Origin of the sequence: Kribbella sp. NPDC051770 (genome assembly GCF_040681455.1) — a bacterium.
Taxonomy (GTDB): domain Bacteria; phylum Actinomycetota; class Actinomycetes; order Propionibacteriales; family Kribbellaceae; genus Kribbella.
Genome location: NZ_JBFAYT010000014.1, coordinates 1 through 17,092 on the forward strand (window position 1 = coordinate 1; position 17,092 = coordinate 17,092).

17 protein-coding genes are annotated in these 17,092 nt (G+C 68.7%); 7 read left to right on the plus strand and 10 right to left on the minus strand.

Annotation, left to right across the window (positions count from 1 at the left end; all coding sequences use genetic code 11):
- Window positions 1-405: 405 nt before the first annotated feature.
- The 4 genes from AB0M01_RS33475 to AB0M01_RS33490 form a co-directional block, all read right to left on the minus strand.
- Window positions 406-864, minus strand: a complete 459-nt coding sequence (locus AB0M01_RS33475) for a hypothetical protein (protein WP_363676490.1) — start codon at window positions 862-864, stop codon at window positions 406-408.
- Window positions 861-1,208, minus strand: coding sequence for an acyl-CoA carboxylase subunit epsilon (locus AB0M01_RS33480; protein WP_363676491.1), 348 nt, complete (start codon window positions 1,206-1,208; stop codon window positions 861-863). The genes AB0M01_RS33475 and AB0M01_RS33480 overlap by 4 nt, the downstream gene beginning before the upstream one ends.
- A gap of 13 nt (window positions 1,209-1,221) precedes the next feature.
- Window positions 1,222-2,799 (minus strand): acyl-CoA carboxylase subunit beta, encoded by a 1,578-nt coding sequence (locus AB0M01_RS33485; protein WP_363676492.1) that lies wholly within the window; start codon window positions 2,797-2,799, stop codon window positions 1,222-1,224.
- Window positions 2,800-2,965: 166 nt separating this feature from the next.
- On the minus strand, window positions 2,966-3,448 hold the full coding sequence (locus AB0M01_RS33490; RefSeq protein WP_363676493.1) for an SCP2 sterol-binding domain-containing protein: 483 nt from the start codon (window positions 3,446-3,448) through the stop codon (window positions 2,966-2,968).
- Window positions 3,449-3,551: 103 nt separating this feature from the next.
- Between AB0M01_RS33490 and AB0M01_RS33495 the strand changes: the two genes are divergently transcribed.
- From AB0M01_RS33495 to AB0M01_RS33505, 3 genes are all read left to right on the plus strand, one after another.
- Complete coding sequence (locus tag AB0M01_RS33495; RefSeq protein WP_363676494.1) at window positions 3,552-4,190, plus strand: TetR/AcrR family transcriptional regulator; 639 nt, start codon at window positions 3,552-3,554, stop codon at window positions 4,188-4,190.
- Window positions 4,191-4,351: 161 nt separating this feature from the next.
- Complete coding sequence (locus AB0M01_RS33500) at window positions 4,352-6,991, plus strand: phosphoenolpyruvate carboxylase (protein WP_363676495.1); 2,640 nt, start codon at window positions 4,352-4,354, stop codon at window positions 6,989-6,991.
- Window positions 6,988-7,800, plus strand: coding sequence for a biotin--[acetyl-CoA-carboxylase] ligase (locus AB0M01_RS33505; protein ID WP_363676496.1), 813 nt, complete (start codon window positions 6,988-6,990; stop codon window positions 7,798-7,800). The genes AB0M01_RS33500 and AB0M01_RS33505 overlap by 4 nt, the downstream gene beginning before the upstream one ends.
- A gap of 93 nt (window positions 7,801-7,893) precedes the next feature.
- On the opposite strand, the gene AB0M01_RS33510 is transcribed toward AB0M01_RS33505, so the two are convergent.
- Window positions 7,894-9,291, minus strand: coding sequence for an OFA family MFS transporter (locus AB0M01_RS33510; RefSeq protein WP_363676497.1), 1,398 nt, complete (start codon window positions 9,289-9,291; stop codon window positions 7,894-7,896).
- Window positions 9,292-9,409: 118 nt separating this feature from the next.
- Between AB0M01_RS33510 and AB0M01_RS33515 the strand changes: the two genes are divergently transcribed.
- From AB0M01_RS33515 to AB0M01_RS33530, 4 genes are all read left to right on the plus strand, one after another.
- Entirely contained in the window at window positions 9,410-10,027 is a 618-nt protein-coding gene (locus tag AB0M01_RS33515) for a PH domain-containing protein (RefSeq protein WP_363676498.1), read from the plus strand.
- 163 nt (window positions 10,028-10,190) lie between these two features.
- Window positions 10,191-11,033, plus strand: coding sequence for an SAM-dependent methyltransferase (locus AB0M01_RS33520; RefSeq protein ID WP_363676499.1), 843 nt, complete (start codon window positions 10,191-10,193; stop codon window positions 11,031-11,033).
- Between the two features lie 16 nt (window positions 11,034-11,049).
- On the plus strand, window positions 11,050-11,820 hold the full coding sequence (locus AB0M01_RS33525) for an MBL fold metallo-hydrolase (protein ID WP_363676500.1): 771 nt from the start codon (window positions 11,050-11,052) through the stop codon (window positions 11,818-11,820).
- Window positions 11,821-12,175: 355 nt separating this feature from the next.
- Window positions 12,176-12,694, plus strand: coding sequence for an SLATT domain-containing protein (locus AB0M01_RS33530; protein WP_363676501.1), 519 nt, complete (start codon window positions 12,176-12,178; stop codon window positions 12,692-12,694).
- 2 nt (window positions 12,695-12,696) lie between these two features.
- Here AB0M01_RS33530 and AB0M01_RS33535 read toward each other — a convergent pair whose 3' ends face one another.
- The 5 genes from AB0M01_RS33535 to AB0M01_RS33555 form a co-directional block, all read right to left on the minus strand.
- Entirely contained in the window at window positions 12,697-13,242 is a 546-nt protein-coding gene (locus AB0M01_RS33535; RefSeq protein ID WP_363676502.1) for an ImmA/IrrE family metallo-endopeptidase, read from the minus strand.
- A gap of 1 nt (window position 13,243) precedes the next feature.
- Window positions 13,244-13,699, minus strand: a complete 456-nt coding sequence (locus AB0M01_RS33540; protein WP_363676503.1) for a helix-turn-helix transcriptional regulator — start codon at window positions 13,697-13,699, stop codon at window positions 13,244-13,246.
- 57 nt (window positions 13,700-13,756) lie between these two features.
- Window positions 13,757-14,194 (minus strand): hypothetical protein, encoded by a 438-nt coding sequence (locus AB0M01_RS33545; protein WP_363676504.1) that lies wholly within the window; start codon window positions 14,192-14,194, stop codon window positions 13,757-13,759.
- On the minus strand, window positions 14,175-15,317 hold the full coding sequence (locus AB0M01_RS33550; protein WP_363676505.1) for a nucleotidyltransferase: 1,143 nt from the start codon (window positions 15,315-15,317) through the stop codon (window positions 14,175-14,177). The genes AB0M01_RS33545 and AB0M01_RS33550 overlap by 20 nt, the downstream gene beginning before the upstream one ends.
- 575 nt (window positions 15,318-15,892) lie before the next feature.
- Window positions 15,893-17,056, minus strand: a complete 1,164-nt coding sequence (locus AB0M01_RS33555) for an acyl-CoA dehydrogenase family protein (protein WP_363676506.1) — start codon at window positions 17,054-17,056, stop codon at window positions 15,893-15,895.
- Window positions 17,057-17,092 lie beyond the last annotated feature (36 nt).

Consider the following 17,092-nt stretch of genomic DNA (forward strand, 5'->3'; position numbering starts at 1 on the left):
TACCCGACGCTCTTCGAGCTGCCGCCGCCCCACACGCTGCGGAGGCGCCGGCTCGCGCGCCGCTGGGACGCCGGCCCGCGCCGTCGCTCGTGCTTGAGCTGCCGCCGCTCCACGCGCCGCGGAGGGGCCGGCTCGCGCGCCGCTGGGACGCCGGCCCGCGCGCCGTGCGCGCTCGACCTGCGGTCGCCGCAGGTGCGCAGCGCCCAAGGTCTCGCCGGAGTGCCGGGCCGAAACCAGCACGTAGAGGCGATGCGAACGCTCGGGCGGGGCGCTCCGACTGGCTGGTGTCCGGGGCGAAGTCTCCGGCCAGTGGCGCCTCAGACGCTCTGGCCAACAGGCGGCTCAGGGGCGCGAAGGGATCGGCCCGCGCGCCCGCCCTGCGGGCGAGACTGGCTGTGCGCCCGATCAGCACACGTCCGCATCGAACCCGACGACCAGGCGGTGCGGCCGGAGCTTGCTCGCGACGACTTGCTGGAAGCCGTCCATTTGTTCCACCTGGGCTGCGAAGTCGCTGGGGGTCATCCCGAACGACCACAGGTTGTCCGGCGCAATCGCCTCCAGTTCGGCGACCACGTCGTACTTGAACGTGCAATGGAGCTGGCTGATGCCTTCGCCGATGAACTGCCGGGTGAAGTCGAGGGCGAAGTGCCGGCCGCTGGTGTCGCCGAAGTCGGCGACGCCGTACTGGACGAGCAGGCCGTCGCCGTCCTCGTCCGGTCCGAGGACGTCCTCGACCGGGACGGCGCTGAAGGCGTGGAACGTCTTCCAGGTGCGGAGGACGGTGTCGGGCGAGGGGTGTTCGAGGTCGATGCCGGCTGCGAGCAGCCGGGCGCGCAGCAGACCGGCGGTGTCGGCTGCGATCACGGGTGGGCGCTTGCACGCCACCGGCCGGGGCCTGGGTGGAGCGGGCGCTTGGCGTGGCGCCAGTACGTCGCCCAGTCGCTGGCTCGTTCGGGGTCGGGCTCGGGAGCGGGGGCGGCGGCGCGGGCGGAGACCACGGCGAGCAGGGCGGCGAGTTCCTCGGGGGAGGGGTCGCCCTTGACGACGCGGAGGACGGGAGTGCTCGCGACGGACGGGGAGTCGGCCGCGGAGAGCGAGTCAGCCGCGGGTAGCGCATCAGCCGCCGGCAGCGAGTCGGCGGCGGGCAGCGCGTCGGCGGGGCCGCGCGAGGCGCCCGCGGCGCCGGGGGAGTTGGAGGTGTCGGTCATCGGAGGGCTCCCGTCAGAGGGGGATGTTGCCGTGCTTCTTCGGGGGCAGGGTGTCGCGCTTGGTGCGGAGCAGGCGCAGCGCGCGGATGATCTCGGCGCGGGTTTCGCTGGGCTTGATCACCGCGTCGATGTAGCCGCGTTCCGCCGCGATGTACGGGTTGGCGAGGTGGTCCTCGTACTCCGTGATCAGTTGCTGGCGGCGGGACTCGACGTCGTCGGCGCCGGCCAGTTCGCGGCGGTGCAGGATGTTGACGGCGCCCTGGGCGCCCATCACGGCGATCTGGGCGGTCGGCCAGGCGATGTTCATGTCGGCGCCGAGGTGCTTGGAGCCCATCACGTCGTACGCGCCGCCGTACGCCTTGCGGGTGATCACGGTGATCATCGGGACGGTCGCCTCGGCGTACGCGTAGATCAGTTTCGCGCCGCGGCGGATGATGCCGTTCCACTCCTGGTCGGTGCCGGGCAGGAACCCGGGGACGTCGACGAAGGTCAGGATCGGCAGGTTGAACGCGTCGCAGGTGCGGACGAACCGGGCGGCCTTCTCGGAGGCGTCGATGTCGAGCGTGCCGGCGAACTGCATCGGCTGGTTCGCGACGACGCCGACCGGGCGGCCCTCGACGCGGCCGAAGCCGACGATCAGGTTCGGCGCGAACAGCGCCTGCACCTCCAGGAAGTCGCCTTCGTCGACGACCGCTTCGATCACCGTGTGCATGTCGTACGGCTGGTTCGGCGAGTCCGGGATCAGCGTGTCCAGCGCGGCGTCGGTGTCGCTGAGCTCGAGGTCGGCGGCGAAGTCGTACGCCGGCGGGTCCTCCAGGTTGTTCTGCGGCAGGTGCGCGACCAGGGCCTTCACCCAGTCGACCGCGTCCTCCTCGTCGCTGCCCAGGTAGTGCGCGTTGCCCGACTTGGTGTTGTGCGTCCGGGCGCCGCCGAGCTCCTCCTGGGTGACGTCCTCACCGGTGACGGTCTTGATCACGTCCGGGCCGGTGATGAACATGTACGACGACTCGTCGACCATCACGGTGAAGTCGGTGACGGCCGGGGAGTAGACCGCGCCGCCGGCGCACGGGCCCATGATCAGGGAGATCTGCGGGATCACGCCGGAGGCCCGGACGTTGCGGCGGAAGATCTCGCCGTACAGGCCGAGCGAGACGACGCCTTCCTGGATCCGCGCGCCGCCGGAGTCGTTGATGCCGATCAGCGGGCAGCCGATCTTCATCGCCAGGTCCATCACCTTGACGATCTTCTCGCCGAACACCTCACCCAGCGAGCCACCGAACACGGTGAAGTCCTGCGCGAACACGCAGACCTGACGGCCGTCGATGGTGCCGAAACCGGTCACCACGCCGTCGCCGTACGGGCGGTTGGCGTCCAGGCCGAAGGCCGTCGAGCGGTGCCGGGCGAACTCGTCGAGCTCGGAGAACGATCCCTCGTCGAGCAGCAGCGCGATCCGTTCGCGGGCGGTCTTCTTCCCGCGCGCGTGCTGCTTGTCCACCGCCCGCTCGGACCCGGCGTGCACGGCCTCGTCCAGCCGTTGCTCCAGGTCCGCGAGCTTCCCGGCGGTGGTGTGGATGTTCACGGTCTCTCCCATAAACCGGCAGCCTAACTGGCTAGTAGGTGTTGCGCCTGTGATGTCGGTCGCGCGGGAAGGAGGAAGAGAAAGAAAGGGAAGGAAAGCCGCGGCTGGGGTGGGGGGTGAGGCGGTGATGTGCGCGGGGCGGTGGTTGGTACTTGCTGTGGGGAATGCCGCCTGGGGGTCAGTGGGGGCCCACGGCGAAGATCTTCGTCAGGCGGGCGGCCAGGGCCAGGTCGCCTCGGACCGAGAGGCGCTGCTTCAGTACGGCGGTGACCGGGTCCTCGTTGCCGGTGACGATTCTCAGCAGCGTCGCCGGGTCGGTGCGGACCGAGATCTGGGGTGGGCCGGGTGGGGCCGGGACGAGTTCGCAGCGGCCGTCGGCGACGTGCAGGTGGTACTCGTCGAGCCCCTCGCCGTGGACGCCGCCGGCGGCGCCGGTGATCTGCCAGGTCACCACGGCGTCGAACCCGGTGGCCCGGGCGGGTCGGAGGTACTCCGGCATCCGGCGAAAGATCTCGCGCAACGCGATCTCTCGCACACCCCCGATGAGTCGATGCCGAAGCTCCCGTTCCGACGTCCGGTCCACCAGCCGGGCGAGTTCACCCAGTTCGAGCCCGGACCAGTCACCGGCCTCCAGCCAGTGCGCACTGCCACGTTCGGTCAAGCAGACCTCCCGGTGGCAGTTGCTCGGGAAGCCGCTCCCGGTGCAGGGCGAGCGACTTCCTACCGGACCGTAGGAATTTCCTACGACCTGGTAGGTTTGTCAAGTGGTCAGCCCCGACGAGCCGGTTGCGGAACCTCGCCGCCGGGCCGCGCACCTCGGCCCGGAACGCCGGCGGCCGATGATCCTCGAGGCCGCCCTGGAAGTCTTCTCCGAGCGCGGGTACGCCGGGACCACGATGCAGTCGGTCGCCGACGCCGCCGGAGTGACCAAACCGGTGGTCTACGCGTCCTTCGCGAACCGCGACGAGCTGCTGCTCGCGCTGCTGGCCCGCGAGGAGCAGCACCTGGTGCTCTCGATCATGGCCGCGCTGCCGGCCGACCCGACCGTCGGTACGCCGCAGGAGCACGTGCTGGAGGGCCTGACGGCGTTCCTGGAGACCGCCGCGAAGAACCCGCACTCCTGGCGGATCGTCTTCGGCGCCCAGTACGGCGCGGCGCCGGCCGTCGCCGACCGCGTGCGCGCCGCCCGCGCGTTCCTGGTCGAGGGCCTGCGGCTGACGCTCGTCCAGTCGCTGCCGGGCGTCACCGCGCCGGACGCGAACCTGCCGGTCCTGGCCGAGATGCTCGCCTCGATGACCGAGGCCTGCGCCCGGATGCTCGTCGTGGACGGCACCGACCGGACTCCCGCGGAGCTCGCCCGGGTGGTCTCGCAGGTCGTCGGCGGCGGCTTCGGCTCGGTCTGAGCTGCTGCGTCCGAAGAACCCGAGGCAATACCCTCGCCTTGTTCGGACACCTTCGCCTTCTTCGGACGCTACGTCTGGGGACGAGTACGTTCGGTCACGATCGGCGTTCACTGGCCGGACCATGAGGCGAGAGAGCGCGGCCACAGATATCGTGGGCGAACGTGACCGAGACCGGCAGTCAGGCGAACGCCCGCACCCGTACCCGCGCACGTTTCGAAGTCCCCGAGGAGCTGCGGGGTGATGTCCGCCTGCTCGGCGAGATCCTGGGCCGGATCCTGGTCGAGTACGCCGGGCAGCCGCTGCTCGACGACGTCGAGAAGCTGCGGGAGCTGACCATCGCCGGGGACGGCGAGGCGGCCGAGCAGCTGGTCGCGACCTGGCCGCACGAGCGCGCCGAGGACGTCGCCCGCGCGTTCACCTGCTACTTCCACCTGACGAACCTCAGCGAGGAGCTGCACCGCGCCCGCGTCCTGCGCGAGCGCGACCGCTCCGGCGACGCGCCGGCGGTGTCCGAGCTGGCCCAGGCCGTCGAGCAGATCTCCGTGGACGCCGGCGAGCAGCAGGCCCGCGCCCTGCTCAACGGGCTGGAGTTCCGCCCGGTCCTGACCGCGCACCCGACCGAAGCCCGCCGCCGCGCCGTACTGGCGACGATCCGCCGCATCTCCTCGCTGCTGGAGGAGCGCAACGACCCGCGCGCCGGTGACGCCGAGCTGGCCGAGAACCGGCGCAGCCTGGTCGAGCAGGTCGACATCCTCTGGCGGACGTCGCAGCTGCGGACCAGCCGGCCGACGCCGCTGGACGAGGTGCGTTCGGCGATGGCGGTCTTCGAGGAGACCCTGTTCGATGTCGTCGGCAACGTCTACCGCCGCCTGGACGACGCGCTGGCCGGCGACGCCGCGGGGACCCGCCCGCCGGCGGTCGCGCCGTTCGTCCGGCTCGGTTCCTGGATCGGCGGCGACCGTGACGGCAACCCGAACGTCACCGCCGCGATCACCCGCGAGGCGATGCAGATCCAGGCCGACCACGTCCTGCGCGCGCTGGAGCAGGCGACCGACGAGCTGGGCCGGTCGCTGACGCTGGACGCGGCGACCACCCCGCCGTCCGCCCCAGTACGCCGGATCCTGGAGGACGCCCGCGCGGTCAACCCGGAGCTGATCGCCGACATCGAGACCCGCTCGCCCTCCGAGCCGCACCGGCAGCTCCTGCTGCTGGCAGCGCGCCGCCTGGCCGCTACCCGTGGCCGCGACGCCGACTTCGGCTACCCGCGGGCCGCTGACTTCCTGCACGAGCTCAAGGTCCTGCAGGACTCGCTGGTGACAGCAGGTGCTCCCCGCCAGGCGTACGGGCAGCTCCAGCAGCTCATCTGGCAGGTGAGCTCGTTCGGGTTCCACCTGGCCGAGCTGGAGGTCCGGCAGCACTCCTCCGTCCACGCGAAGGCGCTGGAGGAGGTCCTCGGCGGCGGCGAGCTGTCCGACCAGACCGAGGAGGTGCTGGCCACCCTCCGGGTGATCGGCCAGATCCAGCAGCGCTTCGGCCCCGAGGCCTGCCGCCGGTACGTCGTGTCGTTCACCCGCAACGCCGGTGATCTGGCCGCGGTCTACGAGCTGGCCGACGCGGCGCTGGACGGCCGCCCGATCGAGCTGGACGTCGTACCGCTGTTCGAGACCGGCGAGGACCTGCAGAACTCGGTCGAGGTGCTGGACAACGCGATCCAGCTGACCCGGGTCCGGCACCGCCTGACGGCGAACGACCGGCGCTTCGAGGTCATGCTCGGGTACTCCGACTCCGCCAAGGACGTCGGCCCGGTCTCGGCGACCCTGGCCCTGTACGACGCGCAGGCGCGGATCACCGCCTGGGCCCAGCGCAACGCCATCCGGCTGACGCTGTTCCACGGCCGCGGCGGTGCGCTCGGCCGTGGCGGCGGCCCCGCCAACCGCGCCGTACTGGCGCAGGCGCCTGGCTCAGTTGCCGGCCGGTTCAAGCTGACCGAGCAGGGCGAAGCGATTCCCGCGCGGTACGGCAACGCAGCGATCGCCCAGCGGCACATCGAGCAGGTCACCGCCGCGACACTGCTGGCCTCCACCCCGGCGATCGAGGAGCGGGCCGCTGCGGCCGCTGATCGGTTCGGCGAGGTGGAGAAGGTGCTGGACGAGGCGGCCAAGACGGCGTACCACCGGCTGGTGAAGGCCGACGGGTTCGCGGAGTGGTTCGGCCGGGTCACGCCGCTGGAGGAGCTCGGCCAGCTGCCGCTCGGCTCGCGCCCTGCTCGCCGCGGTGTGGCGGTGTCGTCGCTGGAGGACCTGCGGGCGATCCCGTGGGTGTTCGCCTGGTCGCAGGCCCGTGTGAACGCGCCGGGCTGGTACGGGCTCGGTACGGCGCTCGCCGCGGTCGGTGACGTCGCCAAGCTGCAGGACGCGAACAAGAACTGGCCGCTGTTCCAGGTGATGCTGGAGAACGCGGAGATGTCGCTGGCCAAGACGGACCGGCGCATCCTCGGCCGCTACTTGGAGCTGGGCGACCGGGAAGACCTGTCTCAGCTGATGCTCGACGAGCACGCCCTGACCACTGAGTGGGTCCTCAAGGTGCTCGGTGGCGATCGGCTGCTGGCCGGCCGCCGCGTGCTCGGCCGCGCGGTCGAGCTGCGCAACCCGTACGTCGACGCGCTCAGCTACCTGCAGCTGCGAGCGCTGCGGACCCTGCGCACCGACGACTCCCTCGACGAGGAGCAGATCGTGCGGACCCGCCGACTGCTGCTGCTGACCGTGTCGGGCGTTGCCGCCGGCCTGCAGAACACCGGATGATGTTCGGAGACCTGGAGCGTCCTCCGCTGGACGAGAAGTTCCTGCGAGCGCGCTTGGTGCGTCCTGGTGGCTTGTGGACGCAGATCGACGTACTGACCGAGACGCCGTCCACCAACGCCGTCCTGGCCGCCGCTGCACGCACCGGAGCTCCTGAGGGCCTGGTGGCGACAGCGGAGTACCAGTCGTCCGGACGAGGGCGGCTGGGGAGGACCTGGACCACTCCGCCGCGCTCTGCGCTGCTGACGTCGGTCCTGCTGCGTCCGGACGCCGTACCGGCTGCCCGCTGGCCGTGGCTGGGGCTGCTGGTCTCGCTGGCCGTCGCCTCCGCCGTACGGCGGGTTGCCGAGGTCCCGGCGCAGGTGAAGTGGCCGAACGACGTACTGGTCGAGGACCGGAAGCTCGCCGGCATCCTGCTCGAGCGGGTCGACGGGCCGGCGGCGATCGTCGGGATGGGGCTGAACGTCACGCTGCGCGCCGACGAGCGGCCGCACCCGGCGGCGACCTCACTGGCGCTGGAAGGCGCCGCGACGACCGACCGGGTGACGGTGCTGGCCGCCGTACTGCGGGACCTGGAGGCGCGGTACCGGGAGTGGGTGGACGCGGCAGGTGATCCCGCGGTGATCCTGTCCGACTATCAGGGGCTGTCGGCAACGATCGGCCGGCCGGTCCGGGTCGAGCTGCCGGACGGGAAGTTCCTGGAGGGGACGGCGACCGGGCTCGACGCCGACGGCCGCCTGCTCGTCGACGCCGCCGACGGCCAGCACGCGCTGGCCGCCGGGGACGTGACGCATCTACGTACTAGTGGGTGAACAGCTTCGCCGCGGTGATCAGCGTCTGCACGACGCCGTAGCCGAGCAGGATCGTGACCAGCAGCCAGGACAGGACTAGGCGAGGAGTCTGGTTCATTTGGCCGCCTCCGCGGACTCGGTGCTGGACGGCTCGTGGAACTTGGCGGCGACCGGGCGGATCAGCAGGTTGGCGACGAAACCGATCGCCAGCACGCCGACCATCGTGAACAACGCCGGACGGTACGCCGACTCGGTCAGCGTGCCAGGCTTGCCTTCCCGGTCCAGGAAGCCGTTGATGATGAGCGGCCCGAAGACCCCGGCCAGCGACCACGCGGTCAGCAGCCGGCCGTGGATCGCACCGACCTGGTACGTGCCGAAGAGGTCCCGCAGGTACGCCGGCGCGGTGGCGAAACCGCCGCCGTAGAAGGACAGGATGACCGCGGCCAGCAAGACGAACAGCGCCGTGCTGTTGTGCCCGACGGTCGCCAGCAGCGCGTAGGCGACGATCCCGACGCCGAGGTACAGCGCGTAGATCGGCTTGCGGCCGATGACGTCCGACGTGGTCGACCAGCCGAACCGGCCGGCCATGTTGAAGATCGACAGCACGCCGACGAACCCGGCGGCCGCGGCGACCGCGACCGACGACTTGCCGTCGGCGCCGCGGAAGAAGTCCTGGATCATCGGGCTGGCCTGCTCGAGGATGCCGATCCCGGCGGTGACGTTGCACAGCAGCACCACCCACAGCAGCCAGAACTGCGGGGTCTTGATCGCGTTCGCGGCCGACACGTTCGCCGTGGTGACGAGGGCCTTCTGCTTCACCGTCGACGGGTCGAAGCCGTCCGGCTTCCAGCCCTCGGCGGGGACCCGGATGTTGAAGACACCGAACATCATGATCACGAAGTAGCCGATGCCGAGCGTGAGGAACAGCGCGACCAGCGCGCTGCCGCCGGCCACGGACGCGGAGTTGTTCGGGTCGTAGCCGTCGTCGTACAGGCTGAGCAGTTGGCGCGACAGCGGGCTGGCGACCAGCGCGCCGCCGCCGAAGCCCATGATCGCCAGGCCGGTGGCCAGGCCCGGGCGGTCGGGGAACCACTTGATCAGCGTCGAGACCGGCGAGATGTAGCCGATGCCGAGGCCGATGCCGCCGATCACGCCGTACCCGAGGTAGACCAGCCAGAGCTGGCCGGTTCCGATGCCCAAGGCACCGACCAGGAAGCCGGCGGCCCAGAAGCAGGCCGAGACGAACATCGCCTTGCGCGGGCCGTTGCGCTCCACCCAGGTGCCGCCGATCGCGGCCGACAGGCCGAGCATCACGATCGCGATGCTGAAGATGACGCCGATCGAGGTCTGGCTGGCGTCGAAGTGCTTCACCAGCGACGTCTTGTAGACCGAGGTGGCGTAGGCCTGCCCGATGCACAGGTGGACCGCGAGCGCGGCCGGCGGGATCAGCCAGCGGCTGTAGCCCGGGGGTGCGACGCTGTGCTCCCGGTCGAGGACCGACAAGATGGCCATCAGAACTGACTCCTTAACAGGTAGCCCCCCGGCGCATACTGGCGCACTGTATGCATTCTGTAAAGCATTAAATCATTTCGCCGGTCCGGTGGCGCTCGTCTCGTGATTGACTGATCTCATGGCGATCTCGGCGAAGTTGTTGGGTGAGGACGAGTACATCGTCGTCGACACCCGGACGCACTGGAAGGCGCTGATCTTCCCGGTGTTCCTGCTGCTCGTGGTGGCGGCCGGCGGCGGGTTCCTGGCCGCGATCGTGCCGGCCGGCAGCCTGCAGACCCCGGCCCGGATCGCGATCGGCGTGGTCGGGCTGCTGGTGCTGATCGTGTTCGGCGCCAAGCCGTTCCTGAACTGGTTCTTCTCGACGTACACGCTGACCAACCGGCGCCTCATCACCCGGCACGGCATCCTGACCCGGACCGGCCGGGACATCCCGCTGATGCGGATCAACGACGTCTCCTACGAGCACGGCCTGATCGACCGGATGCTCGGCTGCGGCACGCTGCAGATCCAGTCGGCCAGCGAGGGCGGGCACGTGGTGCTGCCCGACGTACCGCACGTCGAGATGATGCACCTGAAGATGTCCGACCTGCTCTTCGGCGGCCCGGACGGCAAGCCCGGCGACGGGTACCTGGACGACGAGGCGCCGCCGGAGCACCAGCGGATCCGCTCCCAGCGGCCGGCCGACGAGCCGGACTCGGAGACCCTGTTCAGCTCCGACGACAACGACCGGCGCTGATCTGCCCCGGGTTGCCCCAGGTTTCCCCGATCTGCCCCGGATCCGCCCCGAAATCGTCCTGATCTGCCCCAGGATGCCCCGTGATCTGCCCCGGGTTGCCCCACCCCTTCGCGCTAGCCTCGAAGAACTGACCGCAAGGCCAAGAAGTGAAGGGGTTTCGGGGATGATCGAGCAGGCCGGCGAATGGGCGGAGGAGCCGCCGCTCGTCGACGCGAGCAGACCCAGCGACGCGCGCGTCTACGACCTGCTGCTCGGCGGCAAGGACCACTTCGAGGCCGACCGGGAGCTCGGCCGGCAACTCCTCGAGGTCGTGCCGGACCTGCCGCTCTGGGCCCGGGAGAACCGGCGCTGGCTGCGGCGGGTGGTCAGGTGGCTGGCCGGTGAGCAGCAGGTCGGCCAGTTCGTCGACCTCGGCGCCGGTCTGCCGACCGAGGAGAACCTGCACCAGGTCGCCCAGGCCGTGCGGCCGCGGGCCAAGGTCGTGTACGTCGACATCGACCCGTCGGTGATCGCCCACGGCCGGGCGCTGCTGGTCGACAACGACTACACCGCGTTCGTCGCCGCCGACCTGACCCGCCCGCGCCAGGTGCTGGTCGACGAGGCCGTCGTGGTCGGGCTCGACGACAGCCGCCCGATCGCGCTGATCGAGGCCCTGGTGCTGCACCACGTCCCGGACCTCGACGACGCGCGGAAGATCCAGGCGGAGTACCTGGACCACCTGCCGTCCGGCTCGTACGTCGCGATCAGCCACGCCTGCAACCCGCGCGACGGCAGCCCGGCCGCGGAGCTCGCCGACGCCTTCGAGGAGCGGCTCGGCCCGAGCTTCCCCGATCTGCGGTTCCGGACACCCGCCGAGATCCTCACCCTGTTCGGCGACCTCGAGGTGCTCAGCCCGGGCCTGTTCCGGGTATCGGACTGGAACCCGCCCGGGGCACCGGATCCCGACGCGCCCGAGATCGACGCCGATGGCAACTTCTTGTACTGCGCGGTCGCCCGCAAGCGCTGAGCGCTAGTTTGATCCGGTGAGCGACAACCGAGTGGTCGAAGCAGCCGAGAACGTCTTCCTGGTCCGCGGTTCCGCGGTGAACTGGATCCTGCTCCGCGACGGCACCGACCTGACCCTGGTCGACAGCGGCTACCCCGGCGACCTGAACGACGTCGAGGAGTCGATCCGGTCGATCGGCCGCCGCCCCGAGGACGTCCAGGCGATCCTGGTCACCCACGCCCACGTCGACCACCTCGGCGCGGTCAACCCGTTCCACACCCGCTACGGCACCCCCGCGTACTTCGACCCGACCGAGGTCGCCCACGCCCACCGCGACTACCTGGAGCAGCTCGCCCCGCCGACCCTGCTGAAGAACATCTGGCGCCCCCGGGTCCTCCCGTGGGCCGTCCACATCCTCCGCAACGGCGCCACCCAGGACGTCGCCGCCCCGCACGCGCAGGCCTTCCCTGGTGCCGGAGCTGGAGCTGCTGGTGCTGCTGCTGGCGCCCTGGACCTCCCCGGCGCCCCCGTCCCGGTCCCCACCCACGGCCACACCTCAGGCCACACAGCCTTCCACCTCCCCGCCGTCGGCGCCGTCATCACCGGCGACGCCCTGGTCACCGGCCACCCGCTGTCACCCACCACAGGCCCGCAGCTCCTCCCCGCGATGTTCGCCCACGCTTCCCGCGCCGAACTCCTGTCGGCGCTCACGCCCTTGGAAGCCCTGGACGCCGACCTCCTACTCCCCGGCCACGGCCCCCTCCACCACGGCCCGATCGCCGACGCGGTGGTCACCGCCCGCTCCTGACGACCACGGTCGACCTGGGTGATCTCAGACAGATTCACGCGATCAAACCGTGGCAACAAGGCTCCTTCACCGTGTGACCTGCGGGTTTCACACTCCAGCAGTTGCCACCTCTGAACACCACCTGCCAACGTCCGACGGAGCACACGGTGCTGGAACGCGCATCGTATGGAGCGACGACTCGAAACCCTGACCGCCGCCTCGGCGCGGGACGCGTGGCACGCAGAACACCTCGAGGGTGTGCTTCGTGACGTGCACGAGCGCTACCAGGTGCCAGACGGCCTTGAACTATTGGAAGCGCCCGAAGATCAGCATGCCTGAGATAGCCTGAATGCAGGTCGCATGCTGAAGGAGGGCCATGACGTACCGCGAAGACCTCGTCCGGGAGCTGAAGAAGTTGGAGACCGACATCTTCTATACCGAGAAGGCCCACTTCGCTTCCGCCGAGCACTACCAGGTGCTGCACTATGTGCTTGGAGGGTTCGCGGCGGTTGCATCGGCCTCGGCCACGACATCGGCGCTCAAAGAGCGGTCCGGCCTTGCGGCGTCGCTGGCTCTAGTGGCTGCTGTCGCGGCCGCGCTCCTGACCTTCTTGAAGCCTCAGGGCATTGCTGAGCGCCATCGGACAAACGCTCGTCAGCTGGGCGACCTTAAGTTTCGTGTTCGGCAGGGGCACCAACTGGATGCGCATGCTGACTCGGGTATCGCGGACTTGGAGTTGCGGGAGCTGGTTCGTCAGTTCACGGACGAGAAGCGACGGCTTCATGCCGACGCGCCCTCGGTCGGCGCGCTCGCATTTTGGCGTGCCCAGAGGAAAATCGATGCTGGACACTTTTCGTATGACGGCACTATCGCCCAAGATGGCGGTGCTGCGTAGGACTAGTGGCCCAGCACCTGCCGCATCGCCCCCGAGGCGCGCAGCCGATGGTTCGCCATCTGAGTGCTGACCTGGTACTTGTCGGCGATGCTGTCTGCGGTCGCTCGCTTCCGCAGTTCCACGACTAAGAGCGCCCTCGGTAGCAGCAGGCATCCGGCGAGCCAGTTCGCCTCCTGCTCTTCGTCGGGGTCGCAGCCGAAGAATGTCAGGTCGCCGACTGTTTCGACCTGCTGGACTGAATGCTTGAGCAGGAGGTGCGATAGTTCGTGGGCGATGTCGCTGGAGATCCGTCCAGGGGTCGACAGCGGGTTCCAGACGACGACGTGGCGCTCGCCGATTTCGAAGGTGCAGGCCGAGAAGGCCCCAGGCTGGATGCGCTCAATCTCTTCCAGTCTGGCGATATCGATGAGGTCGCCTGCGGAGCGGAGTTCTGCGCCGAGGGAAGATGCCAGGAGTTCAAGAGGCAGGCGTTCTGCCTTTCCGATACCTAGGCGAACCCGAACCTCTGTGCTGGTGCGTTCGGCCTCGGCCTTGAATCCGCGTCGCACGTTACTTGCGCTCCTTCGAAAGCGCGGTGTACATGTCTTCCAAGACTTGTGCGAGTTTCGAACCGGCGTCGGGAAGAAAGGTCTGTCCCGATCGGAGGTGAACGCCGAACGTCGGCTGCGGGACCGCCAGTTTGTCGTACAGGTTCTGGATCAACTCAAGGATCTCGTTGGCATGCTCGGGTTTAAGGCGGGAGTCAGAGTAGAGGTGTTTTGCGATCAACTCAGGTGTCGTGTCCATCTGAGTGGCTGGGTCAAGAAGTGTTTGCCCAGGGCCACCAAGCCAGGAGACGATCCGGTCGTAGTTCTTCAGATCGGGGATGTGGCCGCGTTCCACTCGGGAGAGCGTGTTGAAGCTGACGCCGATCTCATCGGCGAGGTCACGGAGCGACAGACGCCGCCGGCGGCGCTCCGACCGGAGAGCATCGCCGAGGGGGGTCTGTGCCGGCGTCTCTGACATTGTTCAGCGGCCCCTCAGGTGGTTGTTGCGCTCGAATCCGACGATACCGGCGTGATGCTAACGGACTCTGTGGAGGATGCTCGACTGGGACACATCGTCCAGGTTGTCGGGACCGTCGCCGTACCACAGGCCAGTCGCCAACCAGAGCTCGTAATACATCAGCCATTCCATTGCCCACGGCACATAGGTGTCGGCGAACAGCATCCGCGGGTGCCAGTCCCCGTACTCGCTCAAGCACAGGTCTCCAGTGTCGTAGACGTGCGGGAGCCAACCGTCTTCATTCGGTTGTAGGGCAGGGCGAAGAACGCGGACGGACGGCGTCTGTCCGACAGCGGCCTTGAGGCGCAGGGAATAACTGCGGGTGTCTGGCGTGGGCTGGACGTCACCGAACCAGTTGAGGCGACCGCGGTGGATCTGCGCCGTGCTGCCGGGAACCAGGCGTTGCAGCGTCAGCGCCTGGATCGCCAGGTTGATCTCAGGCCGTCGAACCACCACGGAAGCTGTGCTCCTTCACACGATGCGATCCGGCCGTCATCGCGCCGACGATCAATCCGCCACTCGCTGCGCGCAGCGACCTGTCCTGGCGGGCGCCGTGCATCGTTGACGCAAGACCCCGGCTTGCAGCTTTGGCGAAACGATCACCAAAGGCTTGACCGAGCAGAGGCACCGAGTAGTCCAGACCATGCCTCAGGCCGAACTCGTCGAAGGTTTGCTGGGCGGTATCGAGCCACTCAAAAAACATCTCGGCGCGCTCGGGATCGGCAGCCCAGCTGTCCATGAAATCCTCACCGGGCTGAGCCGGATTCGGGAGCGTCCACCGGCCGTTTACCTTCACGAGGAGGTCGCCCATCCGTCCTGTCACGGACCGGAGGACCTCGTAGATGTCATCGCCGCCCTGGTATGCCATCGCCGCCAGCGTGGTGAGGACGACCGAGGTCGGCTTGCCGTCACGATCGGCGAAGTAGATGTCGCGGTGGCGTTTCAGAGCCTGTACGGCGCGCTGCAAGGTGGTCTTAACCTGCCACTCGGGAACCTCCTCGATCTCCAATTCCTTTGCCAGGATGACGCGCTGATGCTCAAGTTGCTCGACCATCTGAGCGCGAAACCATCCCGCATACCCCTTCGGGTTGGACGGCAACCAGCGGACCACGTCCTTGTCGGTGATGAGGATGCCGCCAGGCGGTGCGGGGTTCGGGATGGCGGGCAGGACGTCCAGATGCATGCCGTGCCAGGTCAGAGTGAAACACCGCGAGCACTCCGAGGTTTCCGGTGCGTCACTGTTCGGAGAGCTTCGATAGTTGCTTACAGCAACTCCGGCATCCTTCTTCAACTCCGTCTGTGTGGTCGAGAATTTGCTGACGTCTCGGATTGCCACGAGGTCGATGTCGATCCCCTCGTTGCGATCGATGTTGCGCACTACCGTTCCGAGCAGGAAGGAACCCTGCGGCATCACCAGGTTGTCCCCACGGGTGGCGCTCCAGTGGTCGTCGAAGCAGCCGCCAAGATCCGTGTACCGCGTGACCGCGAGTGCGTGTTCGGCCGCGCTGATGTCGAGGTCACGTAGACCATGATCAAGCAGCCCGTCGAGACGAAAGCCGCGGTCTGGAGTCACTGTCATGTGTCAAATGTACCACTTGCGATACAAATAGAAGCGTGCGGCGCAGGGAGCAGCAAGGTGAGAACTCGACCTCGCGGAGGAGGACAGTCGACGGCGCTCCACGCGCCGTCAGGCTGCTGTTCCGCTGGACGGACGACAAACCATCCGGGCGGGGACCTACGGCGAACTCGTCTGTAAGCTGGCCCTGTCCATGCCGGAGCGATCCGCGAGCCGATCAGAGATGCCCGCGGGCGGAAGCACTACGTCAACCGCCGAGAGAACGGTATGCACGCTCTGCGGCGCTACTACGCGAGGCATCACCGTCGCCGACGACGTCAACCTCAACGAACTCGCCGAGTACCTCGCCGACGTAGACCCAGGCTTCACTCTCCGGCACTACACCCACACATGTTGCAGCCATCCATGAGCTGGCGCGGAAGGCCGTTGACCCCAGACTTACCCGTCTCTTGTCCCTCAGGTCCCACGGAGCAGTGACGATGCAGGTCGCCGTCCGCACCCGCAGGACCTCGTGGGAGCTGGACGGCGGCCTGTCTGCCGAGAACCCTGAAATTGACCTCTGAACTGCAGAAATACTCTCAGCTGAGACCCTTCAACAGTTGCCGGGCCATCACGATGCGCTGGACCTGGTTGGTGCCCTCGTAGATCTGGGTGATCTTCGCGTCGCGCATCATGCGTTCGACCGGGTAGTCGTGGGTGTAGCCGTAGCCGCCGAGGAGTTGGACGGCGTCGGTGGTGACGGCCATCGCGACGTCGGAGGCGAAGCACTTGGCGGCGGCGCCGAAGTACGTGAGGTCAGGAGCGTTCCGTTCGGAGCGGGCGGCGGCGGCGTAGGTGAGCTGGCGGGCGGCCTCGAGCTTCATGCCCATGTCGGCGAGCATGAACTGCAGGCCCTGGAACTCCGCGATCGCCTTGCCGAACTGCTTGCGCTCCTTGACGTAGCCGAGCGCGTAGTCGAGCGCGCCCTGGGCGATGCCGAGGGCCTGGGCGGCGATCGTGACCCGGGTGTGGTCGAGGGTCGCCATCGCCGTACCGAAGCCGGTGCCGGGCTCGCCGATCATCCGCGAGGCCGGGATCCGGACGTTGTCGAAGTACACCTCGCGGGTCGGCGAGCCCTTGATGCCGAGCTTCTTCTCGGGGGCGCCGAACGAGACGCCCTCGTCGGCCTTCTCGACCACGAACGCCGAGATGCCCTTCGAGCGGGCGGCGGGGTCGGTGACCGCGAAGACGGTGTAGTAGTCGCTCACCCCGGCGTTGGTGATCCAGCGCTTCACGCCGTTCAGCACGAAGTCGCCGCCGTCGGCGACCGCGCGGGTCTTCATCGACACCGCGTCCGAGCCGGCCTCCGGCTCGGACAGGCAGTACGAGAACATCGCGTCGCCGGCCGCGACCGGCGGCAGGTACGCCTGTTTGACCTCCTCGGACGCCGACAGCAGCAGCGGCAGCGAGCCGAGTTTGTTCACCGCCGGGATCAGCGAGGTGGACGCGCAGGCGCGGGCCACCTCCTCGATCACGATCACCGTGGCCAGCGCGTCCGCACCGGCGCCGCCGTAGGCCTCCGGGATGTGCGGGGCGTGGAAGTCCGAGGCCTTCAGCGCGTCGTACGACGCCTTCGGGAACTCGGCGAGCTCGTCGACGTCCCCGGCGTGCGGGGCCACCTTGGCGTCGCAGACGTCGCGGACCGCCGCCCGGATCGCCTCGTGCTCCTCGGACAGCGCGTACAGGTCGAATGAGTTACTCACGAGTTGCAATCTACGACGGATAGCCCCAGACGACGA